Source organism: Deltaproteobacteria bacterium (assembly GCA_016235345.1).
Classification (GTDB): Bacteria; Desulfobacterota; Desulfobacteria; order Desulfobacterales; family Desulfatibacillaceae; genus JACRLG01.
In genome coordinates, this window is the sequence record JACRLG010000036.1 from 1 (window position 1) to 15,607 (window position 15,607).

General features: G+C 58.4%; 16 protein-coding genes. 10 read left to right on the forward strand and 6 right to left on the reverse strand.

What is annotated here, in order from left to right:
- Window positions 1–331 precede the first annotated feature (331 nt).
- The 7 genes from rpsU to HZB23_16660 all read left to right on the forward strand — a co-directional run bounded on the left by rpsU (window position 332) and on the right by HZB23_16660 (window position 6,346).
- Window positions 332–484 carry a 30S ribosomal protein S21 gene (rpsU, locus tag HZB23_16630; protein ID MBI5846283.1) on the forward strand — a complete coding sequence of 51 codons (153 nt, stop codon included), beginning with the start codon at window positions 332–334 and terminating at the stop codon, window positions 482–484.
- A gap of 148 nt (window positions 485–632) precedes the next feature.
- On the forward strand, window positions 633–1,946 hold the full coding sequence (locus HZB23_16635; protein MBI5846284.1) for a bifunctional folylpolyglutamate synthase/dihydrofolate synthase: 1,314 nt from the start codon (window positions 633–635) through the stop codon (window positions 1,944–1,946).
- Window positions 1,947–1,970: 24 nt separating this feature from the next.
- A complete protein-coding gene (locus HZB23_16640) occupies window positions 1,971–2,360 on the forward strand; it encodes a hypothetical protein (protein MBI5846285.1) in 390 nt (129 codons plus the stop codon).
- 99 nt (window positions 2,361–2,459) lie between these two features.
- Window positions 2,460–3,212 carry a hypothetical protein gene (locus tag HZB23_16645; GenBank protein ID MBI5846286.1) on the forward strand — a complete coding sequence of 251 codons (753 nt, stop codon included), beginning with the start codon at window positions 2,460–2,462 and terminating at the stop codon, window positions 3,210–3,212.
- Window positions 3,213–3,376: 164 nt separating this feature from the next.
- Complete coding sequence (gene hemB, locus HZB23_16650; protein MBI5846287.1) at window positions 3,377–4,351, forward strand: porphobilinogen synthase; 975 nt, start codon at window positions 3,377–3,379, stop codon at window positions 4,349–4,351.
- Between the two features lie 41 nt (window positions 4,352–4,392).
- Window positions 4,393–5,649 carry a glycosyltransferase family 4 protein gene (locus HZB23_16655; GenBank protein ID MBI5846288.1) on the forward strand — a complete coding sequence of 419 codons (1,257 nt, stop codon included), beginning with the start codon at window positions 4,393–4,395 and terminating at the stop codon, window positions 5,647–5,649.
- Window positions 5,630–6,346 carry a class I SAM-dependent methyltransferase gene (locus HZB23_16660; GenBank protein MBI5846289.1) on the forward strand — a complete coding sequence of 239 codons (717 nt, stop codon included), beginning with the start codon at window positions 5,630–5,632 and terminating at the stop codon, window positions 6,344–6,346. The genes HZB23_16655 and HZB23_16660 overlap by 20 nt, the downstream gene beginning before the upstream one ends.
- A 271-nt stretch (window positions 6,347–6,617) precedes the next feature.
- Here HZB23_16660 and HZB23_16665 read toward each other — a convergent pair whose 3' ends face one another.
- The 4 genes from HZB23_16665 to HZB23_16680 all read right to left on the reverse strand — a co-directional run bounded on the left by HZB23_16665 (window position 6,618) and on the right by HZB23_16680 (window position 9,542).
- Window positions 6,618–6,956: a hypothetical protein gene (locus HZB23_16665; GenBank protein ID MBI5846290.1), complete on the reverse strand. Its 339-nt coding sequence runs from the start codon at window positions 6,954–6,956 to the stop codon at window positions 6,618–6,620.
- 28 nt (window positions 6,957–6,984) lie between these two features.
- Entirely contained in the window at window positions 6,985–7,605 is a 621-nt protein-coding gene (locus tag HZB23_16670; protein MBI5846291.1) for an MBL fold metallo-hydrolase, read from the reverse strand.
- Window positions 7,606–7,616: 11 nt separating this feature from the next.
- Window positions 7,617–7,889: a hypothetical protein gene (locus HZB23_16675; GenBank protein MBI5846292.1), complete on the reverse strand. Its 273-nt coding sequence runs from the start codon at window positions 7,887–7,889 to the stop codon at window positions 7,617–7,619.
- A gap of 276 nt (window positions 7,890–8,165) precedes the next feature.
- Window positions 8,166–9,542, reverse strand: coding sequence for a TrpB-like pyridoxal phosphate-dependent enzyme (locus HZB23_16680; GenBank protein MBI5846293.1), 1,377 nt, complete (start codon window positions 9,540–9,542; stop codon window positions 8,166–8,168).
- Between the two features lie 260 nt (window positions 9,543–9,802).
- On the opposite strand from HZB23_16680, the gene HZB23_16685 reads away from it, so the two are divergent.
- Both HZB23_16685 and HZB23_16690 read left to right on the forward strand, forming a co-directional pair.
- Complete coding sequence (locus tag HZB23_16685) at window positions 9,803–11,461, forward strand: fumarate hydratase (GenBank protein ID MBI5846294.1); 1,659 nt, start codon at window positions 9,803–9,805, stop codon at window positions 11,459–11,461.
- A 34-nt stretch (window positions 11,462–11,495) separates the two neighbouring features.
- Complete coding sequence (locus tag HZB23_16690) at window positions 11,496–12,599, forward strand: glycosyltransferase family 4 protein (protein ID MBI5846295.1); 1,104 nt, start codon at window positions 11,496–11,498, stop codon at window positions 12,597–12,599.
- Window positions 12,600–12,777: 178 nt separating this feature from the next.
- Here HZB23_16690 and HZB23_16695 read toward each other — a convergent pair whose 3' ends face one another.
- A complete protein-coding gene (locus HZB23_16695; GenBank protein ID MBI5846296.1) occupies window positions 12,778–13,554 on the reverse strand; it encodes a glycosyltransferase in 777 nt (258 codons plus the stop codon).
- Window positions 13,555–13,557: 3 nt separating this feature from the next.
- On the reverse strand, window positions 13,558–14,178 hold the full coding sequence (locus HZB23_16700) for a metallophosphoesterase family protein (GenBank protein MBI5846297.1): 621 nt from the start codon (window positions 14,176–14,178) through the stop codon (window positions 13,558–13,560).
- Between the two features lie 182 nt (window positions 14,179–14,360).
- On the opposite strand from HZB23_16700, the gene HZB23_16705 reads away from it, so the two are divergent.
- The gene (locus HZB23_16705; protein MBI5846298.1) at window positions 14,361–15,581 is read left to right on the forward strand and encodes a 4Fe-4S binding protein; all 1,221 of its coding nucleotides are present in this window, start codon (window positions 14,361–14,363) and stop codon (window positions 15,579–15,581) included.
- Window positions 15,582–15,607: the final 26 nt, after the last annotated feature.

The window sequence follows — 15,607 nt, forward strand, 5'->3', positions numbered from 1 at the left end:
CCCAAAGAAAAGCCCTATCAATAGAAAGTAATAATATTTCAAGTTGTTAAATATGTGAAAGCGCTAATCTGACAATTTTCCGCGCCCCACTTTGCCCACGCGAAAGGATATCGGAATATAAAAGTCATTCTTTAACCAAATAACCCCGATCAAATTTTTCCATATGCGTTTGCCCTGTCAAAATTTTCCTTTGCTTTTTTTTGCGGATGGGTTATGAAAGCTGTTCCTGAGTTTGATACTCTCGAAAAATAAATAAGAAAAGGGGGTGTGCTACTTGGCTGAACCCAGCAATCTTGAGGTCAAAGTCTACGACAACGACCTTGAAAAGGCAATGCGGGTCTTGAAGAAGAAGATCCAGAACGACGGGCTCTTTCGCAGGCTGAAGATGAAGAAGGCTTACGAGAAGCCCAGCGAGGTCAAGCGCCGCAAGCAGCGCGAGATGCTTCGCCGCATTCGCGCCGCTGCCCGCAAGCGCACCCGTTAAAAGTCTCACGCTCCTGTTGTTCTTACCGGCCCGGCGGATACCCTTCCAGCCGGGCCGGTTTTGTTTTGAGGGGCCGGAATAGACCCAATGACCCGGCGACCCAGGTTCGGAAGGCCGCAACCCGCTTTCATTATCATGGTATAATCTCATGACTGACGAAAAAGACCTGTTCAAAACCAGCATGGAAGAGCTTTTTTCCCTCTCCCGCTTCGGAATAAAGCTCGGCCTTGAAACCATATCGGCCATGCTCTCCGCCGTGGGAGCCCCCCAGAAAAGTTTCCGGGCCGTTCACGTTGCGGGCACCAACGGCAAGGGCTCGGTGTCGGCGACGCTTTCCTGCATCCTTCACCGGGCGGGCTTTTCGGTGGGAACCTACACCAGCCCGCATCTGGTGAGCGTGAACGAGAGATTCTGCGTTGATGGACGCCCTGTTTCAGACCGGGAGATAATCGAAGCCTACCAGGCCCTGAAAAAAACGCCGGGGCTCGATCGCTCGCCCACCTTTTTCGAGTACACCACCGCAATGGCCTTTTTCATCTTCGCCAAAAGAAGGGTTGACTGGGCGGTTGTGGAAACCGGCATGGGCGGAAGGCTGGACGCCACCAACATCCTGAAACCCGAAGCCTCTGTAATCACCAACATAAGCCTCGAGCACCAGTTTTACCTTGGTAACACCATAGCCGCCATCGCTTCCGAAAAGGGCGGAATCATAAAAAAGGATACGCCCGTCGTAAGCGCGGCCAGCCAGAAAAGCGCGGTCTCCACCCTGGAAAAAATCGCGGCGAAAAAAAACGCCCCGCTTTTTCTTTACGGCAGGGATTTCTCCACCCGGAAAAAGCGCGACGGCTCCTTTGATTACGAGGGTATCTCCCAGCGGATGCCCGGCGTGAAAAAGGTGCTGGCCGGAGCGCACCAGGTGGCCAACGCGGCCTGCGTTCTGGCGGCCTGCGAGGTTTTGAGGGAAAAAGGCGTGAGCCTGCCCGAAAAGGCCGTCAGAGAGGGCTTCCTTTCCGTGCGCTGGCCGGGGCGGCTGGATGAAATACCCGGCCCCCCAAGGGTTCTTCTGGACGGCGCGCACAACAAGGACGCCCTGGATAAGCTATGCGCCCACCTGGACCGGCAGATTCCTCCCGAAAGGCTCATCGTGGTGGCGGGATTTCTGGAGGACAAGCCTTACTCCTACATGCTGGAAGCCCTGATGAGGCGCTCGCGGGCTCTCTTTCTCACGCGCCCTTCCATAGACCGGGCCGTTGACCCGAAAGAAATCGCAAAAAACCTGCCGCCGGGCAGTTGCCTCAAGCTGGCGGAATCCACTGACGCGGCCCTTGGTTCCGCCATGGGGGAGGCAAAAGACGGCGACGTGATCCTTGTGACCGGAAGCCTCTACATGGTGGGCGAGGCGCTTTCCGCCCTTGAAAGACGCGGGATGTGGAACGGACTTTTCAGGCTGTGGGATGACTGACAATCAAATCAGGGGGAAAGCGCCATGACGGATGAGATGAAGGACCTTGAACGCCTTGTCGCCGAAAAGGCGGAGGAAGGCCGCCTGGCCTGCGCCGCCGCGTTTTCAATCGCCGATGGAATGCTGGTGGCACCGGCCCTGGTGGGAAAGGTTGCGGACGAGGCCAAGATCAGGCTCAACCGCTGCCAATTGGGCCTTTTCGGATATTACCCGGAAAAACGGATCGTGACCCCCGCCTCCGCAGTCGCCCCCGCCCTTGAATCGGCCATCCGGGGAGCCTTGATCGACGGCAGGCTTGAATGCGCCGCAGCCTGGGAAATCGCCAAAAGTCTGGAAGTCGCAAAGATGGACGTTTCCTGCGCCTGCGAGGCTTTGGGCATAAGGATCAAGGCCTGCCAGCTTGGGGCGTTCTGACCGAAACCCCAAGCCTTCGCCTTGCGTTTGTCGCCAAAAGGTTTTATTAGATATCCCCGTCAGATCTTTTCCCATCCCCCCAAAACGGAGGAAATCGCCATGAAATTCTGGAAGGCCCTTCTCGCCCAGTTCAACAAGCTGGCCAATTTTTTCTGGTCAATGGACCCCATAGCCCAGATGCAGCTTGAATATGACCGCTCGGTGGCCCAGTTGAAGGAGGGCCGCACCGGCCTTGAGCAGTACCGCGCTCTGGTGGAGCGGGTAAGCCGTCAGGTATCCGCCCTGGAAGGCCGTGAACAGACCCTTACGGCCAAGATCAAGGCCTATCTCAAGGGGGGTGACCGCAACACGGCGGGCCAGCTTGCCATGGAGCTTGAGGACATCAAAAAGGACCTCACCGAAAACCGGCAGCAGCTTGCCATGCACGAGGAGGCCTACGGCAACAACGTCGAAAAGATAAAACACGCCTCCAAAAACCTGAACAAGGTGCGTGAAAAAATAAAAAAGTACGAGGCCGAGCTTAAAATGAGCCAGGCCGAGGCGGAGCTTGCGAAACTTTCCCAGACCTTCAAATTCGATCTCACCACCGATTTCGGCGAGATCGAGCAGGTGATACATGACAAGATTGACTTGAATCGCGGAGCCGTGCGGGTTGCCGCAGACCTTTCCGGCGAGGGACTTGTTGAAATCAAGGCCGAAAAGGCTATGGAAAAGGCTATGGCCGACGATCTTCTTTTGAAGTTCGAAAAGGAGATGGGCCTTGTCTCCTCCGAACCGGTGAAGGTGGTCGAGGACGCCCCTCAGGCTTCAAAGCCTCTTGAACCGGTGCCGGTGATCGAAGAAGATAAATAGGGCAGGCTGTCGAAAAACCTCGAATTTGACAGGCTGATGAAAAACGATGAGCCGCAAGGCACGCGAGCGAGCGGCGAGGGAGCGTACGCCTTTGTACGTGACCGAGCCGGGAGGCGAAGCGTAACACAGCGGATCGCGGTTTTCGGCAGCCTGTAAGGTGAAACATGATCTTTCCCGATTACCGCCCCCGCAGAATGCGGGCGCATGAAAATTTGCGGCGCATGGTGCGCGAAACCCGGCTTTCCGTGGATAACCTCATCTATCCGGTTTTCGCCGTTGGAGGCAAAAACGTAACGGAACCCATTGCCGCCATGCCCGGCCAGTTCCGCTTCTCAGTGGAAAACCTGGTGAAGGAGGCAGAAAAGGCCCACAGGCTCGGAATCCCGGCCATAATGGTCTTCGGCGTTCCCGACAAGAAAGACCCCCTTGGAACCGGCGCTTACGCCAAGGGTGGCATAGTCCAGAGGGCCGTGACGGCCATCAAGTCCAAGGTCCCGGACCTCATGGTGATAACCGACGTCTGCCTTTGCCAGTACACCGATCACGGTCACTGCGGCATGGTGGAAAAGGGGCGGATCGACAACGACTCCACCCTGGACCTTCTGGCCCGCACTGCGGTTTCCCACGCGGCGGCAGGGGCCGACATGGTTGCCCCCTCCGACATGATGGACGGCAGGGTTGCCGAAATCCGGGAGGCCCTGGACGAAAGCGGCCACTCGGACATCCCCATCATGAGCTACGCGGCCAAGTACTGCTCGGCCTTTTACGGGCCTTTCCGCCAGGCGGCGGATTCGGCCCCCAAGTTCGGGGACAGGCGCACCTACCAGATGGACCCGGCCAACGCGCGCGAGGCTTTGCGGGAGGTCTCCATGGACGTGGAGGAGGGCGCGGACATCATCATGGTGAAGCCTGCCATGCCTTATCTCGACGTAATCGCCTGGGTGCGCCAGGAGTGCGACCTGCCGGTTGCGGCCTACAACGTTTCCGGCGAATACTCCATGGTGAAGGCTGCGGCCCAGCTTGGCTGGCTGGACGGCGAAAAGGCCATGATGGAGATGCTTTTATCCATCCGCCGGGCCGGCGCTGACATGATCCTCACCTACTTCGCCCCGGACGCGGCGAAAATTCTGGCCGGATAGAACCGGCCTTTCATATAAATAAGTCGGCAGGAACAGAAGTAATGGTCAACGAAACCGATTTCCGCCCCTTGCGGGTGGCCCTTTTAAGTTATCGCTCCAACCCCCACTGCGGCGGCCAGGGCGTTTACATAAAAAATCTCTCCACCGCACTCGTTCGACTGGGGCATCTTGTGGACGTGATTTCGGGGCCGCCCTGGCCGGAACTTGACGACGGGGTGGGGCTCGTGAAACTGCCGAGCCTCGATCTCTACAACCCCGCCGACCTTTTCCGCATTCCGGGCCTTGGCGAGCTTTCGGACCCCGTCAACCTCTTCGAATGGCTGAACGTCTGCGCAATGGGCTTTCCCGAACCCCTAACCTTCAGCCTCCGGGCGCTCAAGTACCTTTCGGAAAACAGCGGCAGATACGACGTCGTCCACGACAACCAGTGCCTGGGCTACGGGCTGTGGGCCATTTCGCGCTTCCTGCCCACGGTGGCCACCATCCACCATCCCATAACGGTGGACCGCGACGTTGCGGTGGAGTCCGTGCGCTCCTGGGTGAAAAAGGCCAAAATCTGGCGCTGGTACTCGTTCATCGGGATGCAAAAACGGGTGAGCCGCAAGATGCTCCGGCTCATCACGGTTTCCGAGTGCTCCAAGACCGACATTTTAAAGGAATTCCCGGTGCACAGGGGCCGCATGAGGGTGGTCCCCAACGGCATCAACACCGGCCTTTTCCGCCCCCTTCCCAAGATCGAACGCAATCCCAACCGGGTTTTGGTGACCAACAGCGCCGACACGCCCCTAAAGGGCCTCTACTACCTTTTGCAGGCGATAGACGGGGTGCGCAAAAAGCGCCCGGTGGAGCTTGAGGTTGTGGGCACCCCCAAGAAGGGCGGGGGCGTGGTGAAGCTCATCCGCGAGCTTGGCTTGAGGGACACCGTGCATTTCACGGGCAGGCTCTCGGACGAAAACTTCGTTGCCCGCTACGCAGAAGCAGCCGTGGCGGTGGTTCCCTCCGTTTACGAGGGCTTCGGCCTGCCCGCCGGAGAGGCCATGAGCTGCGGGGTTCCGGTGATCTCCACAACCGGGGGGGCCTTGCCGGAGGTTGTGGGCGACGCCGGGGTCCTGGTTCCGCCCGCCGATCCTGCGGCCCTGGAGGCAGCCATCATAGACATCCTCGATCACCCCGAAAAGGCCGCAGCTTTAGGGCAGGCCGGCTTTGACCGGGTTCACTCCATGTTCACCTGGAAACGCGCTGCGGAGAAGGTGACGGACGTTTACAGGGAGGCCATGCGTGCTCACCGTCCGGTTTGAAAGGCTGGGCCTTTGCCCCGATTCGAAATTCCTTGACCTTGGCTGCGGCGAGGGCCGCCACGTATCCAACGCCTACCTTATGGACGGGGTTTACGCCGTTGCGGTGGACCTTGATCCTAAAAACGTGGAAAAGACCGCCGATTTTCTGAAGGGCATGGACGCCGCCGATATGGGGAAGGGCGCGGGCTGGCAGGCCATCGTGGCCGACGCGGAAAATCTGCCCTTCCCGGACGGACATTTTAAAGCCGTGGTCTGCTCCGAGGTTATGGAACACGTGCTGGATAACAAAAAGGCGGCGGAGGAAATCTTCCGGGTGACGGCCCCCGGAGGAGTCGCGGCGGTGAGCGTTCCCCGCTGGTTCCCGGAGCGCGTGTGCTGGGCGCTTTCCGACGAGTACCACTCAAACGAGGGCGGCCACATAAGAATCTACCGCAAAAATGATCTGAAACGCCTGATGGAGTCCACCGGCCTCGTCTATAAGGGACACCACTACGCCCACGCCCTGCACGCGCCCTACTGGTGGCTCAAATGCCTGGTGGGGGTGCGGGACGACAAGGCACTGCCGGTGGCGCTCTATCACAAAATGCTGGTCTGGGACATCGTTCAAAAGCCAAGGCTCACCAGGGTTCTTGACCGGCTTTTGAATCCGGTGATCGGAAAAAGCCTCGTGATGTACTTCGAGAAGCCAGCCTGCTGATTCCAGTAGTGGAACGTCCAATACAAAAGGCGGAAAAGCCGGATATCCGGGCCTTTCCGCCTTTTTATGTTTCATGTCTGCGGACTGTTTTCAGCAAAGCGCTTTTCTGGGAGCGCGGGCGTCCCGCCCGCCTTTGCAACACAATGTCCAAAAAAATATGGTAATAAATCAGTCCGTTGGGCTTCGTTCCTCAGCCCGACCTACTAGGTTGCCCGGCAACGAGGCTACCCGGTGAAGTCTGACACTTTAGGTCGCGGTTTCAGTTCTCCTGTCACGCCTCGCTTGAAATGAGGGAATCCAGGTAGTCCGCGAAAAGCAGGAGCTGGTCGCGCTCCATTCCGGCAAAGGCCCGCTTGGCGAGCTTCGATATGATGCCCATTCCGGTTCTTATGCCCATGGAGACCGCGCCCTTGGTCATGGAGCCCACCCGGGCGGTTTCCAGGGGCCGCATGAAGAAAAAATTCAGAAGCTCGTCCGCCATGACCAGGGTCGCATCCAGCATCCTGTCCACGTGGACGCCCTTTTGAGGGTTGGCCCTTATGGCCAGGGCGAGATCGATCTGTTTTCGCGCAACATCATCGGGTACGGGACAGCGTACTATGTAATGCATTAAAGCCTCCGGCAGGGGTATTGATGGATCAATGAAAAAAAGGGTTGTATTTCTTTTCCTGGCCAATGGTGGTTTCCGGGCCGTGGCCGGGATAGGCCGTCGTGTTGTCGGGAAGGGTGAAGAGCTTTTTGCGCACACTTGCAATAAGCTCGTTGTAGTCCCCGCCCGGCAGGTCCGTGCGGCCTATGGAGCCCGCGAACAGGGTGTCTCCCACGAAAACCACTTTTTCGGCCAGAAGCGACACGCCCCCCTTGCTGTGGCCGGGGGTGCCCAGAACCGTAAGAGTCAGCTTGCCGACCGTGAGCACGTCGCCGTCTTTTAAAAAGCGGTCGGGAGCCGGGGAGTTGTCCACCCTCATGCCCCACATGCGGCCGATCTCCGACAGATGCGCCAGCATGGGAAGGTCGGCCTCGTGGATGGAAAGCTCGGCCCCGGTCACTTCCTTCATGCGCTTGTTGGCCCCCACGTGGTCAACGTGGCCGTGGGTGTTGAGTATTTTCACCACCTTAAGGCTCCGCTTCGCGCAGGCCGTTAGGATGCGGTCCGCCTCGTCGCCGGGATCGATAACTGCGGCCTCGCCGGTCTCCTCGCATCCGAAAATGTAGCAGTTGGTGCCGATGGGACCCACCATCAGAACATCGAGTATCAAGTCATTTCTCCTTATTGCGCGGGCGGCTCCGAGGCGTTTTTCTTCGCCTTTTCGATTATCTCAAGAAGCGAAAGCACCTTTTCCTTGGGCTTCGTCCCTTTGAGTCTCTCGAAGTCAACCGGCGACAACTCGTCCCGAAGATAGGCCACCACGTCGAAGATTTCCCACCAGCAGTCGAATACCTTGAAGCAGGGAAGCCCGTTTTCGCCACATTTCCGGCAATAGTAGAATGGTACGTCGCTTCCCAGCCTTGGGCAGCGTATGCTTGGGTCAACGGATTCCATCGGAAAGATTTTCCAATCAGGTAAAAAGGGGCGAGCCCTTCAGCCCGCCCCATAACGGATAATTCGGATTCAGCCGTAGGTTGGGTGAACCCTCGCTTGCGCTCGGAACCACCCAACCTACATTTTTTTCAACGGAGCGGCTCAAGGCCGATCACAAGCGATGAAGTGCTAAGGTTGACGAGCCGGGCGCGGGCGTAAGCGTATCGAGATACGTGCGCACCGCGTCCGGCGAAGTCTGACACAGCAATTCGCGCTTGTGGACGGCCGCTGCTCAGCTTACCTCGATTTAAGATTCGCGGGCCTGGGGTAATTCTTGAACGCCTCCGCCGCCTTGACCTTCTCCTCTTCCGTGAAGATCGGGTTGGTGAGCTCCCCTGCCAGGAATTTTTCGTAAGCGCCGAGGTCGAGGCAGCCGTGGCCGCTCCAGTTGAAGAGGATGACCTTTTCCTTGCCCTCTTCCTTGGCGCGCCTGGCTTCCTTCACCACCTGGGCGATGGCGTGGGTGGTTTCGGGGGCCGGGATGTGTCCCTCTGAACGGGCGAAGATGAGGCCCGCCTCGTAGGCTTCCAGCTGGCTCACTGCCTTGGCTTCCAGGAGTCCCTCGTTCACGAGCTGGCTTACGGTGGGGGCCATGCCGTGGTAGCGCAGGCCGCCCGCGTGGAAGGGAGCGGGCACGAAGTTGTGTCCAAGGCTGTGCATGGGCAGAAGGGGGGTGTATCCGGCGTTGTCGCCGTGATCGTACACGAACGGGCCCTGGGTGAGGGTGGGGCAGGCTGCGGGCTCCACCGGGAAGATTTCGATGTTCTTGCCGTTGATCTTGTCCAGCACAAAGGGGAAGGCAGTTCCGGCGAAGTTGGAGCCGCCGCCCGCGCAGCCGATGATGATGTCCGGGTATTCGCCCACCTTGGCAAGCTGGTTCTTGGCCTCGAGGCCTATGACGGTCTGGTGCAGCATCACGTGGTTCAGAACGCTTCCAAGGCTGTAGCGGGTCTGGCCGGTGGTGTCGGAAACGGCGGCCTCGACGGCTTCGGAAATGGCGATGCCGAGGCTTCCGGGGGTGTCGGGATATTGGGCCAAAACGTCACGGCCCGCCTTGGTTTCCATGCTTGGGCTTGGAATGCACTTTCCGCCCCAAACTCCCATCATGGTTTTTCTGTAGGGTTTCTGGTCAAAGGAGATGCGTACCATGAAAACCTTGCACTCAAGGCCGAACTGGCTGCACGCAAACGATAGGGCCGAGCCCCACTGGCCGGCTCCGGTTTCGGTGGTGATGCGCTTTATGCCGAAGACCTTGTTGTAATAGGCCTGGGGAACGGCGGTGTTGGGCTTGTGGCTTCCGGGGGGGCTTACGCCCTCGTTCTTGAAATAGATGCGGGCCGGTGTGTCCAGGGCCTTTTCAAGATTGATGGCGCGAACCAGCGGGCTTGGCCGCCATATCCGGTAAACTTCCATGACCGGCTCGGGAATGGTGATCCACCGCTCGCTTGAGACTTCCTGCTCGATGAGATTCATGGGAAAGACGGGGGCCAGGGCGTCGGGGGAGACGGGGTTTCCATCCGGCCCCAAAGGCGGGTTCATCTTGATGTCCGCCAGAATATTGTACCACTGCCGGGGCATCTCGTCTTCGGAGAGGACAATCTTTCTCAAGGCCATTTCACGTTCCTTTCATGGGTTTGCGGGTGGATGCGGCGAAAAATGGTTTGAAAAGCCTGTAACCTATTTTTTATCGGTAGGCAAGAAGGGACAAGAGGGGATGAAAAGAAAATTTGCAGGCGCAGGCATTTCGGATATCACAAATTTGTAGCAATCAAGCGAAAATATGCTGCTGCTACCATTATCCTTGTGTTTGGCATCCCCTTGGCCTATAGAAATTTCTTGACTGAACATGACCACGCGGTCAAGGAGGCAGAAAAATGAGCGGCGAATATTCATATAACCCCTTGTATCCCTTGGGGCCTGACACCACCGTCTATCGCAAACTGACAAGCGACTATGTTTCCGTAAGGGATTGCGGAAGCGACCGCTTTTTATCGGTTGACCACGAAGGGCTGGCGTATCTCGCCAAAACCGCCTTCACCGAAGTAAGCCACAGGATGCGCACAAGCCACCTGGCCCTTTTCGCCAAAATCCTGAAGGACCCCAAGGCAAGCGACAACGACCGCTACGTGGCCCTCGAAATGCTCAGAAACGCCCAGATTGCCGCCCAGATGGTCTTTCCCCTTTGCCAGGACACCGGAACAGCCGTCATCATGGGCAAAAAGGGCGGCAACGTCCTTACCCCCGGCCACGACGAGGCGGCCCTTTCCGAGGGCGTAAGGCTTGCGTACACCACAAACAACCTGCGATATAGCCAGAACGCGCCCGTCACCATGTTCGAGGAAAAAAACACGGGCAACAACCTCCCGGCCCAGATAGACCTTTATTCAACCAGCGGGGATTCCTACAATTTCCTCTTCATCGCAAAGGGCGGCGGCTCGGCCAACAAGACCTACCTGTACCAGGAAACCAAGGCCATCCTGAACCCCCAGGCCCTTTTGAATTTCATGGTGGAAAAGATGGTGTCCCTTGGAACGGCGGCCTGCCCTCCCTATCACCTTGCCTTCGTGGTGGGGGGAAGCTCCGCCGAAACCAACCTCAAAACCGTTAAAATGGCGACCGCCGGATACCTGGACAACCTGCCCACAAGCGGGGACGCTGGCGGCCACGCTTTCCGCGACCTTGAACTTGAACACAAGCTCCTTGCCGCCTCCTACGAGCTTGGCATAGGGGCCCAGTTCGGCGGAAAATATTTCTGCCTGGACACCCGCGTCATAAGGCTTCCCCGGCACGGCGCGTCCTGCCCCATAAGCCTTGCCGTAAGCTGTTCCGCCGACCGCAACGTCAAAGCCCGCATAAACGCGGAAGGAATTTTCATAGAGCAGCTTGAGGAGGACCCCGGTCGCTTCCTTCCCGCCGACATCAACATCTTCAGCCAGGCCCCGGTGGAGATCGACCTAAACCGCCCCATGGACGAAATAAGGGCCATCCTCACAAAATACCCTGTTGCCACCCGCGTTATCTTAAACGGCCCCATCATCGTGGCACGGGACATAGCCCACGCAAAACTGAAGGAACGCCTGGACTCCGGCAAGGGCCTGCCCGACTATTTCAAGGACCACATCGTCTATTACGCGGGCCCGGCCAAAACCCCGAAAGGCTTCGCCTGCGGCTCCTGCGGACCCACCACGTCGGGCCGCATGGACCCCTACGTGCCACACTTCCAGAAACAGGGCGCGTCTCTGGTCATGCTGGGCAAGGGAAACCGCACGGCCCAGGTGACGGAATCCTGCCAGCGCCACGGCGGCTTCTATCTTGGAAGCATCGGCGGCCCCGCCGCACGCCTCGGCAAGGAATGCATAACCAGCTTCGAGACCCTGGAATTCCCGGAACTGGGCATGGAGGCCGTGGTCAAGATCACCGTCAAGGACTTCCCGGCCTTCATAATAGTGGACGACAAGGGCAACGACTTCTTCACCCAGCTTGCGGGACGCTGGCAGGTGCTGAAATCAACTCGCTTTTTGGAGACATTGTGAAAGCCGCCCCTGATAAGGTTCTACTGGCTCCGCGATGAAATTCTTCTTCACATCCCCCACGTTCAGCCTTTCGGGCGTGAACACCGCCACGGCCAACATCGCCCTTGCCTTGTGCGAAATGGGCCATGACGCGCGGATTCTGATAACCCACCCCGGCGCAATCGACCGGTCCCCGCTTCCCGTCTCCCCAGGGCTTAAAGTGGAAAGCCTGCCGTCATCGCGCTTCACCCCGGCCTTTAAACGGCGGCGGATGCTGGCGGAATTCCTGGAACAAAACGCCCCCTGCGTCTACGTTCCGGGCTACGACTTCGCCCTTTCGGGGGTTTCAAAGGGCTTGTCGGACAGAATCGTGGTGATGGGTGTGGTGCACTCGGACGAGCCTGTTCATTACGATCACGTGAAACGGCTGGGATGCTCCTGGAACCGGGTGATCGCGGTGAGCGGCTTTCTGGCGGATGAGGTGAAAAGGCGCTTTCCGGTTCTTGCGGAAAGGGTCGTAGCCATTCCGTCGGGCGTGACTGTCCCCGAATGCCCGCCCTGCCGCGATTCTGACTGCGGCCCCCTGAAAATCGCATACGCCGGGCGGCTTTCACGTTATCAGAAGCGGATTTACGATCTGTCCAAGATCGCCCATAACCTTGATGGCCGTGGGATGAGGTTTTCCCTCTCCATCGCGGGCGACGGCCCGGACCGGCGCGGGCTTGAAAAAAAGTTCAAGGGGCTGACGGATCGGGCGGAAGTGCGGTTTTTGGGAACCCTCGAAAACGAGGCCGTGCGGGGGCTTTTCCGCCAGAGCCACGTATTCCTGCTTGTTTCGGAATTCGAGGGAACCCCGGTATCATTACTGGAGGCAATGGCGGAAGGCTGCACGCCTGTTGTGACCGACCTAAGAAGCGGAATACCGGAGCTTGTGGAAAACGGCGTCACCGGATACCGCGCGCCGGTGGGCAAAATCTCCGATTTCGCGGACCGGCTGTCCATCCTTCACTGCGACCGGGCGCTTCTTGCCCGGCTTTCGGCAAACGCCCGCGAAAAAATCTCCTGCGGCCCGTATAAAATCGAGACCGTGGCCCGCCGCTACATCGAGGAGGCGGAAAAATCCTTCAACGAGGCCGCTTCGGGCTCGTTTCGCCGCTGATAACCAAGATTATTACTGTGAACTATTTTCAGCAAAGTGCTTTTCCTGGGAGCGCGGGCGTCCCGCCCGCTTATGCAGTACAATGCGGGCGAGACGCCCGCGCTCCCAGGGTAAAAGCTCCCTGCTCTTTTTATTAAAAAACTGAAAACCGTTCAAAGCCATAATCCAGACTGACCGGCTATTCCGCAATCCCGCGCTTTTGCCTTCCGGCCTCGAATATCGCCGCCTTTTCGTCCCGCACCCTTCCTGCCGCCTCCGCCTGCTCATCCGTCAGAAGCCCGCCCGCAAGCAGTTTATTCAGGCTGCAAACGCGAAAAAGGTCCAGGCCGGGCTGGCGCGAGAGCTGGTCAACGTGGCCTCCGCGCTTTATGGTAAGGGCCTTCGGAATCAGCGGCACGGGAAGGGCCCGCCCGATTCTGAGCCACAGGTCGTAATCCTCGCAGGCGGTAAGGCCCTCGTCAAAGCCGCCGATTTCGTCGAAAAGGCTTTTTTCCATCATCACGGCGGAGGGGCTTACAAGGCAGAGGTCCAGGGACCGGAAAAAAATTTCGCCGTCCGGCTTTTTGTGGCGCTTTTTGGGGTTGACCCGGACTCCGTTTCTTATCCAGGTCTCCTCGGTCTGGCAGATGCGGCATCCGGGCGAATTTTCCATGAAATCAAACTGGATGCGGAGCTTTTCCGGAAGCCACAGATCGTCGGAATCCAGAAATGCGATCAACCGGCCCCGCGCACGGGCGACGCCGGTGTTGCGGGCGGCTGAAACGCCCCTGTTTTCCGTGCGGATCATCTTGATCTGCGGAAAGGCGGCCAGGATTTCAGGGGTGGAGTCGGTGGAGCCGTCGTCCACAACTATCAGCTCAAAATCGGAAAAATCCTGATCCAACACCGAGCCGATGGCCTCGGCCACGCACCATGCGCGGTTGTAAACGGGTATTATTACGGACACCTTGGGCATGGGTCAGAGGCTTAGAGATGTGACGGCGTGCCGGTCCTGATCCCAGACCATGCACAAGCCGTTGATGAGCGCCCCGCAGGTGACTATGAAGGCCAGGCCGGGGCGCAGTTCGATCTTCTGGCCGGGGGCGGGGACCCGGTCCGAGAGCCGCCCGTCCTCCATGCAGACCACGCAGGGGTCATGGTTGTGGCCCCGGAAAAGAAGCCGCTCGCGGTGCGGAAAGCCCAGATAAAAGGCCATCTCCTTTTTTCCCATGCCCCGCACCATGGCGGAAAGCCCAAGCTCCCGCACGAATGGCAGGGAATGCACGAAGGCCGCGCCGTCAATCCTGATTTTGAGGGGAAGGGCTTTGAGCCAGGCCACGGTTTCGGGCGAAACGTCCCCAAGGTCGAGACCGTCCCGGTTGGCAACCACCATGTGGTCGTTGTTGCCCTTCACCGTGGAAACCCCGTTTTCCCGCAGAATAGAAACGCACCGGTCGGCGCTTTCCGGGCGGGAGGAGTCGCACACGTCGCCCAGATGCACCAGGCTTTGGCAGCCAAGGCTCGAAAGAGCCCCAATGGCCCCTTCGATGGCCGAAGCATCGCCGTGGCTGTCCGCCATTATGCCCACGAGCCTGTTCATTCTAAAAACTTACGCCAGAAATGATGTGTTGTCAAAAACCTGCAAGACCCCAAGAAATTTGACACGGGTCGGCCAAAGCGGGTAAACTGTAAGGCAATCAAAAGCATACGGCCCGTCAATATCCCGCTCTCATCCGTCAGGCTTGAAACAAACCGCTTAACCAAACCGGGGGAAAACTTGCCATGCCCGTCACCCAGGCCCACAGACGCCTTGCCGAAAAGTTCATGTTCAAGAAAACCTTTCCCGACGCCATGGTGGGAGACGCCCTTTTAGCGCTGGTGGCCCACATGTACACCGAAGAAGAGGCGGACGTGGCCTGTGCGCTCTCCTTCACGCCAAAGCCTGCGGAAATGATCGCCAAGAAGCTCAAAAGGCCCCTTGCCGAGGTGAAACCCATACTGGATTCCATGGCCGAGCGTCTGCTGATGATCAGCGTAAAGGCCGCCGGCGTAACCCTTTACATGTTCGCCATGCTGGTGCCCGGGGTTTACGAGTTCCAGATGATACGAAGCAAAAACGCGGGAGAGGACCTCACGCACTTTAAGCGCTTTGCGGAAATTTTCGAGGACCTTTACGAAGAATACATGACCTGGATCAAACCCAAGACCCTTGGAAAGGACCTCCGGTTCGGGCGCGTGGTGGCGGTGGAGCAGTCCATCACCCGGTCTTCCGGGGTGATGCCACTTGCCACGGACAGGTACTCCGAGATAGTTGACAGGAACAAGAGCTTCTGCCTGGTGAACGTCTGCGCCTGCCGCCGTGAAAAGGAACTCATTGGCAAGGGCTGCGGACGTGGCATGGACGTGTGCTCCGGCATGGGCTATCTTGCGGACCTGGCCATAGACAAAGGCCTTGCCCGGAGGGTCTCGAAAGAGGAGTTCATGGAAGCCAAGGCCCGCGCGACCTCCCTTGGCCTCGTTCACATGGTGGACAACCTCACCGACCCCATGCAGGTGTGCTCCTGCTGCACCTGCTGCTGCGGGGCCTTGCGGATGCTCAAGGATTACAACATCCCGACGGTGATCGTCGGGAGCCACTTCGAGGCCGTTACAGACCCGGACCTTTGCAACGGCTGCTCCCTTTGCGCGAAAATCTGCCCCATGGAAGCCATATCCATGATCGGCAAGGGCAAGGCCAAAAAGGCGCAGATCAATTACGCCAAGTGCATCGGCTGCGGCCTGTGCGTAACAAAGTGCGACAAGACCTGTGCAATGACCCTAAGGGAAAGGGCCGGGCACAAGCCGCCCTCAAGGAACCCGGTGGACTACTATTCCGAAAGAACCCGCGAGCTTATGGGCAGGGACCATCCCTTTCTGAAAGGCATCGGGCTCGCAACCGGAAGCGCTCTCTACAACATCGCGCCAATCAGCGTAACCGGGCCGAAATACAAAACAAAGGCATGACCGAAGGCGGGAGACGCCCGGAAGAT

What these genes read in the sequence shown, in the direction of transcription:
- rpsU (MBI5846283.1), top strand. Translation starts at nt 332, where the DNA reads ATGCGGGTCTTGAAGAAGAAGATCCAGAACGACGGGCTCTTTCGCAGG.
- HZB23_16635 (MBI5846284.1), top strand. Translation starts at nt 633, where the DNA reads ATGACTGACGAAAAAGACCTGTTCAAAACCAGCATGGAAGAGCTTTTT.
- HZB23_16640 (MBI5846285.1), top strand. Translation starts at nt 1,971, where the DNA reads ATGACGGATGAGATGAAGGACCTTGAACGCCTTGTCGCCGAAAAGGCG.
- HZB23_16645 (MBI5846286.1), top strand. Translation starts at nt 2,460, where the DNA reads ATGAAATTCTGGAAGGCCCTTCTCGCCCAGTTCAACAAGCTGGCCAAT.
- hemB (MBI5846287.1), top strand. Translation starts at nt 3,377, where the DNA reads ATGATCTTTCCCGATTACCGCCCCCGCAGAATGCGGGCGCATGAAAAT.
- HZB23_16655 (MBI5846288.1), top strand. Translation starts at nt 4,393, where the DNA reads ATGGTCAACGAAACCGATTTCCGCCCCTTGCGGGTGGCCCTTTTAAGT.
- HZB23_16665 (MBI5846290.1), bottom strand. Translation starts at nt 6,956, where the DNA reads ATGCATTACATAGTACGCTGTCCCGTACCCGATGATGTTGCGCGAAAA.
- HZB23_16675 (MBI5846292.1), bottom strand. Translation starts at nt 7,889, where the DNA reads ATGGAATCCGTTGACCCAAGCATACGCTGCCCAAGGCTGGGAAGCGAC.
- HZB23_16680 (MBI5846293.1), bottom strand. Translation starts at nt 9,542, where the DNA reads ATGGCCTTGAGAAAGATTGTCCTCTCCGAAGACGAGATGCCCCGGCAG.
- HZB23_16685 (MBI5846294.1), top strand. Translation starts at nt 9,803, where the DNA reads ATGAGCGGCGAATATTCATATAACCCCTTGTATCCCTTGGGGCCTGAC.
- HZB23_16690 (MBI5846295.1), top strand. Translation starts at nt 11,496, where the DNA reads ATGAAATTCTTCTTCACATCCCCCACGTTCAGCCTTTCGGGCGTGAAC.
- HZB23_16695 (MBI5846296.1), bottom strand. Translation starts at nt 13,554, where the DNA reads ATGCCCAAGGTGTCCGTAATAATACCCGTTTACAACCGCGCATGGTGC.
- HZB23_16700 (MBI5846297.1), bottom strand. Translation starts at nt 14,178, where the DNA reads ATGAACAGGCTCGTGGGCATAATGGCGGACAGCCACGGCGATGCTTCG.
- HZB23_16705 (MBI5846298.1), top strand. Translation starts at nt 14,361, where the DNA reads ATGCCCGTCACCCAGGCCCACAGACGCCTTGCCGAAAAGTTCATGTTC.